This window comes from Pseudomonas fluorescens (assembly GCF_005938625.1).
Lineage (GTDB): Bacteria > Pseudomonadota > Gammaproteobacteria > Pseudomonadales > Pseudomonadaceae > Aquipseudomonas > Aquipseudomonas fluorescens_BD.
Genome location: NZ_VCNJ01000057.1, coordinates 1 through 12,415, shown reverse-complemented (window position 1 = coordinate 12,415; position 12,415 = coordinate 1). Strand labels below are relative to the sequence as shown.

General features: G+C 60.5%; 6 protein-coding genes, 2 pseudogenes and 1 riboswitch. All 8 genes and pseudogenes read right to left on the bottom strand.

Annotated elements, in window-relative coordinates:
* Window positions 1-20: 20 nt before the first annotated feature.
* A pseudogene (locus FGA82_RS27100) lies at window positions 21-300 on the bottom strand (type II toxin-antitoxin system RelE family toxin).
* Window positions 290-537 (bottom strand): annotated as a pseudogene (locus tag FGA82_RS32330) (type II toxin-antitoxin system Phd/YefM family antitoxin). The pseudogenes FGA82_RS27100 and FGA82_RS32330 overlap by 11 nt, the downstream one beginning before the upstream one ends.
* A gap of 296 nt (window positions 538-833) precedes the next feature.
* A complete protein-coding gene (locus FGA82_RS27090) occupies window positions 834-2,393 on the bottom strand; it encodes a TerC family protein (RefSeq protein WP_141129466.1) in 1,560 nt (519 codons plus the stop codon).
* Window positions 2,394-2,771: 378 nt separating this feature from the next.
* Window positions 2,772-4,418: a phospholipase D-like domain-containing protein gene (locus tag FGA82_RS27085; RefSeq protein WP_141129465.1), complete on the bottom strand. Its 1,647-nt coding sequence runs from the start codon at window positions 4,416-4,418 to the stop codon at window positions 2,772-2,774.
* A 174-nt stretch (window positions 4,419-4,592) separates the two neighbouring features.
* Window positions 4,593-5,255: a vWA domain-containing protein gene (locus FGA82_RS27080; RefSeq protein WP_432767191.1), complete on the bottom strand. Its 663-nt coding sequence runs from the start codon at window positions 5,253-5,255 to the stop codon at window positions 4,593-4,595.
* 2 nt (window positions 5,256-5,257) lie between these two features.
* Window positions 5,258-6,259: an ATP-binding protein gene (locus FGA82_RS27075; protein WP_141129463.1), complete on the bottom strand. Its 1,002-nt coding sequence runs from the start codon at window positions 6,257-6,259 to the stop codon at window positions 5,258-5,260.
* A 228-nt stretch (window positions 6,260-6,487) separates the two neighbouring features.
* On the bottom strand, window positions 6,488-10,336 hold the full coding sequence (gene cobN, locus FGA82_RS27070; RefSeq protein WP_141129462.1) for a cobaltochelatase subunit CobN: 3,849 nt from the start codon (window positions 10,334-10,336) through the stop codon (window positions 6,488-6,490).
* A 3-nt stretch (window positions 10,337-10,339) separates the two neighbouring features.
* Complete coding sequence (cobW, locus tag FGA82_RS27065) at window positions 10,340-11,413, bottom strand: cobalamin biosynthesis protein CobW (RefSeq protein WP_034154301.1); 1,074 nt, start codon at window positions 11,411-11,413, stop codon at window positions 10,340-10,342.
* A 99-nt stretch (window positions 11,414-11,512) separates the two neighbouring features.
* Window positions 11,513-11,724, bottom strand: a riboswitch (cobalamin riboswitch).
* Between the last annotated feature and the right edge of the window lie 691 nt (window positions 11,725-12,415).

The window sequence follows — 12,415 nt, the reverse complement described above, 5'->3', positions numbered from 1 at the left end:
ACGTCCTTTGGAAATCTATTTCAGCGCTTGGCAGCCTTTGTATAGATTTCGCCTCGCGCTCGCTTGCCAACGGCTATCACCGTGACCACCAATACTTCATCCTTGACGCGATACCATGCGATACCCGGCGCTTCGCAGCTTTATTTTGTATGCGTTACCCAGGCCTTTGAGCCGATCCGCGGGTACATGCGGATTAAGCAGCCGCTCCGCCAGTTTTTTCTTGAACTGATCTCGCAGACCTGCGCCCAGCTTCTCCCATTTTCTCCAGGCCTTTTCAGAAAACTCCAGCTCATAGGTCATCTATCGAGACCTTGATGGTGGGGTCGCTTTCTCGCTCCTTGCAAAGCGCGATCAACTCCAGATCATCAAGACGCGTCATCATTGCCTCGTATTCTTTGGCAGGTACGCAATAAAACGCTGGTTCATTTCGGTTGAGAATCGTTACGGAGCGTCCACCTCCAGCAGCTACGGTGCCCATCGGATTTTTTTTAATTCGGAAATACTCGCTACTACGTGGGAAAGAACGATATGCGCCATAAAGGTGCTTCCTGAAGTACTTTTAGTAGCACCTAAAATAGCACTCCCTGAAGGTCTTAACGTCAGTCCATTTGACGATACCACGTGATTTCCAGCGACGTTTCTGCGTTGTCCGTCAGATGTTTCTCGCAGTTGGGTGGGAACAGGAAGGATCGCTACATTGTTCATCAGTGAATACTGCGATGCCTGAACCCAAGCATTCGCGAGCAGGCTCGCTCCCACATTTGAAACGCGTTCCAATGTGAGAGCGAGCCTGCTCGCGAAGAGGCCGGCACAGTGAGTAGATAACTCAAGTATTACGCGGCAGTACACACCAACAACACCCGCGTCACCCGCCGCTCTTCCACCGCTTTGACCGTCATCTGCCAGCCTTCAAGTTCCAGACGATCACCAATGACCGGCAGACGATCCAGCAGGCTCATCACTAACCCGGCCATGGTCTGATAGTCCTCGGTCGGCTGCGCACCAAACCCGGTGCGTTGGCGCACCCGCGCCAGGTTCAGCGCACCGCTGACCATAAACCCGCCCTGCTCCTCGACCACGTCCGGGCCTTCGATTTCGCTGGCGTCGGGCAACTCGCCGGCAATCGATTCGAGGATATCGGTCATGGTCAACACACCGACAAAATCACCGAATTCATTGACCACGAAGGCAATGTGCGTCGAGGCCGCGCGCATCTGCTCCAGCGCGTTGAGAATCGAATAGCTGTCGAGCAGGTTGATGGTCTTGCGCGCCAGATGTTCCAGATTCGGCTCGACGCCGGCCAGGTATTCCTTGAGCAGCTCCTTCTTGTGCACGAAGCCCAAAGGCTCATCCACCGCACCGTTACGGATCAACGGCAGACGCGAGTAGGACGAGTGCATCAAGCGGGTACGAATTGCCTCGCGATCATCGGCCAGATCAATCGTGTCGACATCGGCGCGCACCGTCATCAGTCCGCGAATCGGCCGCTCGGCCAGTTGCAGTACGCCGCTGATCATCACCCGTTCGCGACGGTCGAACAATTCGGCACTTGGCGCGTCACCGTCGTCGAGCAGGTCGGAGATTTCCTCACCGACTTCTTCCGCCGCCAGTTTGCGCCCGCCCAGCAAGCGCATGACCGCGTGAGCAGTACGTTCGCGTATCGGTCGCAGGCCTTGCATCGAACGTTTGCGTCGCGCCCGGGCGATCTGGTTGAACACTTCGATCAGAATCGAGAAACCGATGGCGGCGTACAGATAGCCTTTCGGAATGTGGAAGCCCAGACCTTCGGCCGTCAGGGCAAAACCGATCATCATCAGGAAGCCCAGACACAGCATGATCACCGTCGGGTGTGCGTTGACGAAGCGCGTCAGCGGCTTGCTGGCGACGATCATCAAGCCAATCGAGATGATCACCGCGATCATCATCACCGCCAGTTCATCGACCATGCCCACGGCCGTGATCACCGCATCGAGCGAGAACACCGCATCAAGCACCACAATCTGCGCGACGATCGGCCAGAACAAGGCATAAGCGCTGTTGGTCGTGCGTTCGCCGACGTGACCTTCAAGGCGTTCGTGCAATTCCATGGTGGCCTTGAACAACAGGAACACACCACCGAACAGCATGATCAGGTCACGGCCCGAGAAGCTCTTGTCGAACACCTCGAACAACGGCTGAGTGAGGGTGACCAGCCAGGAGATACTCGCCAACAGACCAAGGCGCATGATCAGCGCCAGCGACAGACCGATAATCCGCGCACGGTCACGCTGATGCGGTGGCAGTTTGTCCGCCAGAATTGCGATGAACACCAGGTTGTCGATACCCAGTACCAGTTCCAGCACGATCAAAGTCAACAAGCCTAACCAGGCCGTGGGATCCGCTAACCATTCCATAAAACGTCTCTATCTCTCTCGGTTAATTCAGGCTGCCGGACACGGCAAAGCGCAACGCGAAGGCTCTGGGGCCGCGTTAACAACGATAGTCGGATGTCGGAAAACTGGATGCTGCGAGTGCGTCAAGACCGCGCCATGGCGCGAGGGGAAGGTGCGACTGGGAGGCTCCGAGAGGGTGTTCATGTAGATCCTGAATGAAAAATGGCCTTGGAGCGTACAGGCTTTGGGAACATTTCCTACAGCGGCAAATCATTTCAAAATCTGTAATCAGCACCGAATACCTCTGTAGGAGCTGCCGAAGGCTGCGATCTTTTGATCTTGCTTTTTTACAATTAAAATCAAAAGATCGCAGCCTTCGGCAGCTCCTACAGTACGGTGTCAGCGGCCAGCGAAGCGCAACCGCGACAGCTGCCGCAAATCCCCTTCGATGTAGTAATCATTGGTCCAACGGTCATCCACCGCTAACGGGTTCACCTGTTTCAACGCCAGTTTCTTCGCGAAATAGCGAAACCGGTAATGCTCGTAAAATCGCAACAGCTCCAGCCCGTAACGATCCGCCAGATCGGTGTCGCCACGAATGATCAGGTAGTTTTCATCGTTGCCATTGCTGGCCGAAGCACTGAGGTTGTGGCTGCCGCTGATGATCGTCGGCGAATCGCTGGTGAAATCGGTGACCACCGCTTTGGTGTGCACCAGCAGGTTGCCTTTCTGACCTTTCATGTTCTCGCGCAACCAGCCTTCCAGCCCGGTGTTGAGCAACGCAGTGGCGGCGAATTCGGCGCTGCGGTCGGCGTGAAACCCGGTGATGCGGCTGGCGGTGTTTTGCAGGCCATAACGCAAAATGTCGTCGTGGGGCTGGCCAAGTAACGCGTTGAGAATCGCGTCCGGCAGCGAGAACGCCGTGACGAACAGCACGTCCTTTTTTGCCGCGCTGATGATCTTCACGAACGCCTCCAGGTCAGCCCCGCCGGTACGCGGTGAAAAACCGACGAACAGCGGTTGTTGCGGATTCATCGGGTTGTGCTTGGTGATCCAGTCGCGGGTAGCACCGACATCATCCGGCTGCAGCCAAATCTGCTCGAACGTTTGCAGGTAACTGGCAGCAACCGATTCGTCGTCCAGCACATGCACCACGTTGGCCTGCCGGTAGACGCCGTTGGCGGTGAAATTGGTGCTGCCACACAGAACCGCTTCAGGCTGATGCTCACCGCTGGCAGCGACGCGGCTGAGAACGATGAATTTGTCGTGAAAGATGTTATGAGTCACTCGCCCGCGTTTGCTCGCGGAGGGCAGCGCCGCCAGGCTCGCTTCGTTGATCGTGGTGTCTTCGTCATCCGGCCGGGCGTGATACAGCACCCGCACCTGCACGCCCCGCGCGAATACCGCGTTCACCGCATCGATGATCGCCTGTAGCTGGTACTCGTAGATGGCAATGTCCAGCGCCCATTGGCCATCGACGGCGCGCTCGATAAAACCCAGCAAGCGCCCGAGCAAGCCGTTCTCCAGCCACTGACGGGCCGCATCGGGCCAGGCTTCGATGGGCATGTTTTTGTTGGCGCTGATCTGCGCGTCGAGGTCGGGAAACTTGCGCTGGAATGCCTGACTGGCGGCAACGGCTCGATTGAATATCACGCTTTGGTTGCTCGGGTGACCGTCATCGGAAGTGATCGACAGCTCCAGCGACTCGCCCAACTGCACGGCATCGGCAGTGCCGTAGGCCAGGTGCACGCGATAGTGGATGGTCATGCCCGGATTGACCGCGTAATCCGCCCAGCGAAATTTCTGCAGCGGCGCGGTATCGCTCGTTGTAGCGTGGAACTGGGGAAACGTGTGCGCCTTGCCAGGGAATGTCAGGCTGTTGAACAGGAACAACCAGGGTTTGGCGCCCTGCTGCTTTTCGATGGCGAAACCCAACAGCCCTTTGCGACGGGGCTCGGCCAGGTCCATGGCCAGCAGCACGCCGTTGGTGCCGGCGTAGGCTTTGACGCGGAAATCGTCCGCAGGATTTTTGACCAATACGCGCATCGCTCACTCCTTGTGATTTGGCTGGGTGCAGCATAGAGCAGGGATGCGGGTTTTGGTTGTTCGGCTCAAGACCGGATTGATGCAATCGCGAGCAGGCTCACTCCTACAGGGGAACGCATTCCAAATGTAGGAGTGAGCCTGCTCGCGATGAGGCCCGACCAGACACAGAAGGTATCAGAGAGAAATCAGCTCATCGATATGTCGATACTCTGCACTCAACGCTGAAGCCAGATCCCGCGCCCGCCCCAACCGAATCGGCCCACGCTCGATATCGATCAACAAGCCCGGACACGCCAGTGCCGGCAATCCTGACCACTGCTTCAGACGCCCATCCGTTACCACCAACAGTCGTTGCTGCTCGGCAGGAAAACGCTTGCGCCGCACCGCCAGCCAATGCTCGGCCTGCACCAGCGCCGCGAGCAACGGTGTGCCACCGCCTGCACCCAGAGCCTCCAGCCAGACGCGCAAACCGCTGGACGCCTTCAACCCCTGCACCTGCCATTTCGGCGCCGAGCCACTTGCCGTCAACAATGCGAGGCGCGCGCGCTGGCGATAGGCGTCATCGAACAGTTGCGCGAGCAGACCTTTGGCATCGCTCAAGGCGTGATGGCGTCGCGTCGAAGCGGAGGCATCGACGATGACCAGCCACAGTTCATGCGGCGAGCGTGTGCGCAGTTGAAACAGCAGATCTTCCCTCACCCGAGGACGCCCATTGAGCAGCGTGCCCGGCCAGTTCACCGCGCCGCTGCGGGCGGCATGGCGCTTGCCCTGGCGTCCGTTGTCCAGACGTCCGGCGCGGGGTCTGGCATTCGCCCCCGCGTCGGATCGGGGGCGAATGCCTAGGGCTTTTTTGGCCAGCTCGGCACTTCACGGCGAGCGCCTGTGGCAAGCGCGGGCGCCGGCAGGTCGCCCCACTGGCCCTGGCCTTCACTTGGCGTGGCCTGAGACTCGACCGGCGACTGCGCCGGTGGCTGTGGATTCGATGCCGGCTGCTCGCGCCGCCGATGGCGCAGGGCAAACTCGGCCACGGCGTCGATGTCTTCTTCGCCAATCTCCTCAGCGCCGCGCCAAGCCGCATGGGCGCGAGCAGCGCGCAACCAGACCAGATCGGCACGCAAGCCGTCGACGCCGGCGGCAAAACAACGCTCGGTGATCTGCGCCAGTGCGGCATCGTCCAGCGCAATGTTGGCCAAGGCAGCGCGAGCGTTTTCGCAGCGAGTACGTAGAGCGTGTTGCTCGGCTTCCCACTGTGCACAGAACGCTTGCGGGTCGCTGTCGAAATCCAGTCGCCGACGAATGATCTGCCCGCGTTCAGTCGGTGCCGTATGGCCGCTGAGGGCAACGTTCAAGCCGAAGCGGTCGAGCAACTGCGGACGCAGCTCGCCCTCTTCCGGGTTCATCGTGCCGATCAGCACGAATTTCGCGGAGTGCCGATGGGAAATACCGTCTCGCTCGATCAGGTTGGTGCCGCTGGCGGCAACGTCGAGCAGCAGATCGACCAGGTGATCAGGCAGCAAATTGACTTCATCGACATAGAGCACGCCGCCGTCAGCCTTGGCCAACACGCCCGGTGAGAATTGCGCGCGGCCCTCGCTGAGGGCGGCATCGAGGTCGAGGGTGCCGACCAGGCGCTCTTCAGTCGCGCCCAGCGGCAAGGTGACGAATTGACCGCTGGCGAGCAAATCAGCCAAGCCACGGGCCAGCGTGGATTTGGCCATGCCACGCGGGCCTTCGATCAGCACACCGCCGATTTTCGGGTCGATGGCCGTGAGGCACAGGGCGAGTTTCAGGTCATCGGCGCCGACCACGGCGGAGAGCGGGAAATGCGGGGTGTCGGTCATTTGGGTTTTCTCTGTCGTGGTCGTGGGTGTTCTTGGTGTGGTGTGGTGGTGTGTCAGTCCGGGTGGCCCTCACCCTAGCCCTCTCCCAGAGGGAGAGGGAACTGACCGAGGTGTTCTTTCGAGGTACGCCGACCTGAATTATCGAGTTGAACTCAAAATTCAAAGCCGACACCGATCGGCCCCCTCTCCCTCTGGGAGAGGGCTGGGGTGAGGGTAGCTTTTGAACGCCTACACATCTTCCTCTATATCCAGCAGCAGATTCTCCAACGCCTCTTTATAAGCCCCCGGCTCCTGCCACATCCCCCGCTGTTGCGCTTCCAGCATGCGCTCAGTCATGTCCCGCAGCGCATGCGGATTATGCTCGCGAACAAACTCCCGGGTTGCTGGATCCAGTAGATAAGCATCGGCCAGCAAAGCGTATTGGTGGTCATCAATCAACTGCGTAGTGGCATCAAACGCAAACAGGTTATCAACCGTCGCCGCCATCTCGAACGCGCCTTTATAGCCGTGGCGCTTGACCCCGTCGATCCATTTCGGATTGGCCGCCCGTGAGCGAATCACCCGGTTCAGCTCTTCTTTCAAGGTGCGAATCTTCGGCAGATCCGGTTGGCTGTGATCGCCGTGATAACTGGCCGCCGCCTCGCCACGCAGGGTTTCCACGGCAGCAAGCATGCCGCCCTGGAACTGGTAATAGTCATTGGAATCGAGCAGGTCGTGCTCGCGGTTATCCTGATTCTGCAGCACCGCTTGCACCTGGCTCAGACGCTGGACGAATTGCTCGCGCGCAGCGGTGCCTTCGTCGGCACCGCCGTAGGCGTAGGCGCCCCAGTTCAGGTAAACCTCAGCGAGATCGTCGCGGCTCTGCCACAAACGCCCATCAATGGCGCCCTGCACACCTGCGCCATAGGCACCGGGTTTGGCGCCGAAAATCCGCCAACCGGCCTGACGCCGTGCGGTGTCCTCATCAAGGCCCGATTGCAGCAGTGCCTCGCGCTCGGCTCGTACTTTGGCCGCCAATGGGTTGAGGTCGTCCGGCTCGTCCAGTGCCGCTACTGCCTGCACCGCCGCATCGAACAGGCGAATCAGATTGGCGAAGGCATCACGGAAAAATCCGGAAACGCGCAACGTGACATCAACACGCGGACGGTCGAGCAGACTCAGCGGCAGAATCTCGAAATCATCGACGCGCTGACTGCCGGTCGCCCACACCGGACGCACGCCCATCAACGCCATCGCCTGAGCGATGTCGTCGCCGCCGGTGCGCATGGTGGCCGTGCCCCAGACCGACAAACCGAGCTGGCGCAGGTGATCACCGTGATCTTGCAGGTGTCGCTCAAGAATCAACGTCGCTGACTGGAAACCGATGCGCCATGCGGTGGTGGTCGGCAGGTTGCGCACGTCCACGGAATAGAAATTGCGGCCGGTGGGCAGGACGTCGAGGCGGCCACGGCTGGGTGCGCCGCTGGGGCCGGCGGGCACAAAACGACCGCCGAGGGCGTCGAGCAGACCACGCATTTCGGCGGGGCCGCAGGCGTCCAGACGTGGCGCGACGACCTCCCGCAGATTCTGAATGATTGCGCTGACCTCCGCCCAACGCGGTTCCTGTAGGAGTGAGCCTGCTCGCGATAGCGGTGGATCAGGTAAATCTTCAGCGACTGACACTCCGCTATCGCGAGCAGGCTCACTCCTACAAGGGGATTGCAGTGACTGGGAAATCAGTTCAGTGGCAAACAGTTCGAGGCGTTCGCGGGTGTCGCCGGCGGTGCGCCAGACTTCGTCGCTTTGCGATTGCAGTGCTTCGGGGCGCGGGCCTGTCCATGGGTCGGCCAAGGTGCAATCGAGCGGATCGAATCCGAGTTCGAACGCTTTGGCCAATGCGCGCAGAAGACTCGATTGCGCGCCTTTGCCGTCCCCTCTTGGAATACGCAGCAACGCCAACAACGTATCAATGCGCAATCGCCCCGTCGGTGACTCGCCGAAAATGTGCAGCCCGTCGCGAATCTGCGATTCCTTCAGATCACACAAATACGTATCGAGACGCGGCAACCAGATCGCCGCATCGGCGTCGCTGTCCAGCCCGGCATCGAGTTGCAGTTCGCGGTCGATCTGCGTCTCGCGCACCAATTGCAGAATGTCGCGCTGCAACTCGCGGGCGCGGCGCGGATCAAGCAGTTGCGCTTCGTAATACTCGTCGGCCAGCAGTTCCAGATTGCGCAGCGGGCCGTAGGTTTCGGCGCGGGTCAGCGGCGGCATCAGGTGGTCGATGATCACCGCTTGTGTGCGCCGCTTGGCCTGGGCGCCCTCGCCCGGATCGTTAACGATAAACGGATAGATGTTCGGCAGCGGCCCGAGCAGTGCATCCGGCCAGCAGTTTTCCGAAAGACCGACGCCTTTGCCCGGCAGCCATTCGAGGTTGCCGTGCTTGCCGACGTGAATCACGCCGTGCGCGCCGTAGGTGTTGCGCAGCCAGAAATAGAACGCCAGATAACCGTGCGGCGGCACCAGATCCGGGTCGTGATAGACCGCGCTCGGATCGACCTGATAACCGCGCGCCGGCTGGATGCCGACGAAGGTCAGGCCGAAGCGAATGCCGGCAATCATCATCCGCCCGTCGCGGCACATCGGGTCGTTTTGTGGCGCTCCCCATCGAGCAACCACAGCGGCGCGATTGGCTTCGGGCAGCGCGTTGAACATCGTCAGGTAAGCGTCCATGGCGAGACTTTGCTGGCACGGTCGCAGATCAATCGTGTCGAGATCGTTGCTGACGCCACCGAGCAATTGCTGGATCAACTCAGTGCCGCTGTCCGGCAGTTCGGCCGCAATGGGATAACCCTCAGCCTGCAACGCGCGCAGGATGTTCAGCGCCGCTGCCGGAGTGTCGAGGCCGACGCCGTTGCCGATGCGTCCGTCGCGGGTCGGGTAGTTGGCGAGGATCAGCGCGATGCGTTTTTCGCCATTCGGCACCCGTGCCAGATCGATCCAGCGCCGCGCCAGTTCGGCGACGAAATCCATGCGCTCGGGTTGTGCACGGTAGCAGACAACATCGGACTGACTGCGCTCACTGCGCCAGGCCAGATCCTTGAAACTGATCGGCCGGCTGATGATGCGCCCGTCGAGTTCCGGCAAGGCAATGTGCATGGCCAGATCGCGCGGGCCGAGGCCCTGCTCGCTGTCGCGCCAGCCGGGCTCGTTGTCCTGCGCGCAGATCGCCTGGATCACCGGAATATTGCGGCGAAACGGCCGCAGATGCGGCGCTTCCGGGCTGGACTGAGCGAACCCGGTGGTGTTGAGAATCACCCCCGCCTCGACTTCATCCAGCCAATCCTCGACCACCGCCAGGCAGCCGGGTTCTTTCAGACTGGCCACCGCGATCGGCAGCGGATTCAACCCCGCCGCCTGCAAGCGCTGGCAGAAAACATCGATGAACGCGGTGTTCGCCGCTTGCAAATGCGAGCGGTAAAACAACACCGCCGCAACCGGGTTTTCCGGCAGCCATTCGGCTTGCCAGTCACTCAGTGCGGCGCTGGTTTTGCTTGGGTGGTAAATCGCCGTGCGCGGCAGGGTCTGCGGCTCATCCCATGTGTAATCGCGGGCGAGCCAACGGTTGGCCATGCAGCGGAAGAAATCCAGCGCATTGCCCAAGCCACCCTGACGCAAGAATTGCCAGAGGCGGTCGCGATCCTCGGCGTTGACGGTGCTCAAGTCGCTGAGCTCCGGATCAGGCCGGTCATCGCCCGGCACCAGAATCAGCTGCACACCACGTTCGGACAGCTCGACCAGCCGCTCGACGCCATAGCGCCAATAGGCGATGCCACCATGCAGCGAAATCAGAATTACCTTGGCATGACGCAGCACTTCGTCGACGTACAGATCGACTGAGGCGTGATTCTGCACCTGCATCGGATTGGCCAGACGCAGGCTCGGATAATCTTCCGGCAACTGCTGCGCCGCTTCGGCGAGCAGCGCCAGGCTGGAGTCGCCGCTGCACAGGATCACCAGCTCGGCGGGGGTCTGTCCAAGGTCGGCAATGTTGTCATCCGAAACGAAACCGCCGGGCTGGGTCCTGAGCAGGTGCATGGTTTAAACGCTGAGCGCGGCGCGCAGTTGCGCTTCGAGTTGCGCCGCGTCGAGTTCCTGACCGATCAACACCAGACGCGTGACGCGCGCTTCATCGGCGCCCCACTGACGGTCGAAATGCTTGTCGAAACGCGTGCCCACGCCCTGGATCAGCAGGCGCATTGGCTTGTTCGGAATGGCGGCGAAACCTTTGACACGGAGGATGCCATGCTTGACCACCAGTTGCGTCAGGGCGTCGAGCAGCAGGCTTTCGTCGGCTTGCGGCAGTTCGATGGAGATCGAATCGAAGGCGTCGTGATCGTGGTCATCGTGGTCGTCATCGCCTTCACCATGGTGGTGATCGTGATGGCTGTGGCGGCTGTCGATGTGTTCTTCGGAACCGGCGCCGAGGCCGATCAACACGTCCAGCGGCAGACGACCATTGCTGGCTTCGATGATTTTCACCGCCGGTGGCAGCTCTTCGGCGACTTCAGCGCGTACGCGAGCGAGATCTTCCGGGCTGGTCTGGTCGGCCTTGTTCAGGATGACGAGGTCGGCGCTGGCCAGTTGGTCAGCGAACAGTTCGTGCAGCGGCGATTCGTGATCGAGGTTCGGATCGAGTTTGCGCTGGGCATCGACTTGATCCGGGAACGCGGCGAAGGTGCCAGCGGCCACGGCCGGGCTGTCCACCACAGTAATTACCGCGTCAACGGTACAGGCGCTGCGGATTTCCGGCCACTGGAAGGCCTGCACCAGCGGTTTCGGCAGGGCCAGGCCCGAGGTTTCGATAAGGATGTGGTCGAGGTCACCGCGACGCGCGACCAGTTCACGCATCACCGGGAAGAACTCTTCCTGAACGGTGCAGCACAGGCAGCCGTTGGCCAGCTCGTAAACCCGGCCGGTGGCTTCTTCTTCGGTGCAACCGATGGTGCATTGCTTGAGGATTTCACCGTCGATGCCCAGCTCGCCAAACTCGTTGACGATCACCGCGATACGACGGCCCTGGGCGTTATCGAGCATGTGTCGCAGCAGCGTGGTTTTGCCCGAGCCGAGGAAGCCGGTGACGATGGTGACGGGGAGTTTGGCCAGTGTTTTCATCGGTATGCCCTTTGGCAAGCGGCGGGCATACGGGACGAGAACCGGCAACGCGCGTGCGTGCCCGGAGAGTTCGCCACCGGATCACCCCGCCCGGTTGAATTGAGAATCTGTGACGAGGCAGGTCTCCTGGCTGACGGCGTTCAGGCGCTAAGCCTGGCGTTTGCTGCGCCTTCCCGCAGGCTCATCGATTGAGCTGGCAGTGGCGTGGCAGCGAACATCACCGTTCACAGTTGCGGGGGCAGCCGCGGCATTGACCGCGTTCCCTTCTTAGCTTCGGCAACGGCCGAAGAACCTCGAAAGCGCAAGGCTACGCATCGTCTAAGGGTGGGTCAATGGGCGTTGAGTTTTGGTTTTGGGGGCATATCCGTTGCTGCGGGTGCTGCCGCTGGCGGTTTCGCTCTTACAGCGAGTCACCTTTTCCAAACGCCGAAAAGGTAACCCAAAAGGCTTTGCCCCGGCGTACGGCACTTCGCTGAGGCTCAGTGTTCCCTCGCTACGGTGTCCATCCGGGGGCATCGCCTACGGTTTGCTTCGCTGCACCTCCTCTCGATGAATGCGGCTGCGCCGCACGGCGCTGCGCGCCTACCCCCGGATGAACACCTCCGCTCGGCCTGCCGAAGGGGCAAAAGAGCAAAAACCAAAGCCAAAGCAAAAGCCAAAGCCAAAGGAAGATCACAAGCCCCTCACCCTAACCCTCTCCCAAAGGGAGAGGGGACTGATCGCGGTGTTTGGGAGAGGTACGCCGAAATGCGATACCGCGTCGAACTCGGGCTCAAAACAGCAAAAAAATCGGCCCCATATCCATGAGATTAGGAGGACTGATCGGGGTGTTTGGGAGAGCTACGCCGACGTGAAATACCGAATTGAACTCAGGTTCTGAAAAGCCCACAAATCGGCCCCTCTCCCTCGGGAGAGGGCTGGGCGGGCGGCGTTCCGATGAGGGGAAAATCCACCACAAATCCAAAGCCGAACACCCGCTCCTCACCACTCAATAGGCCGAGT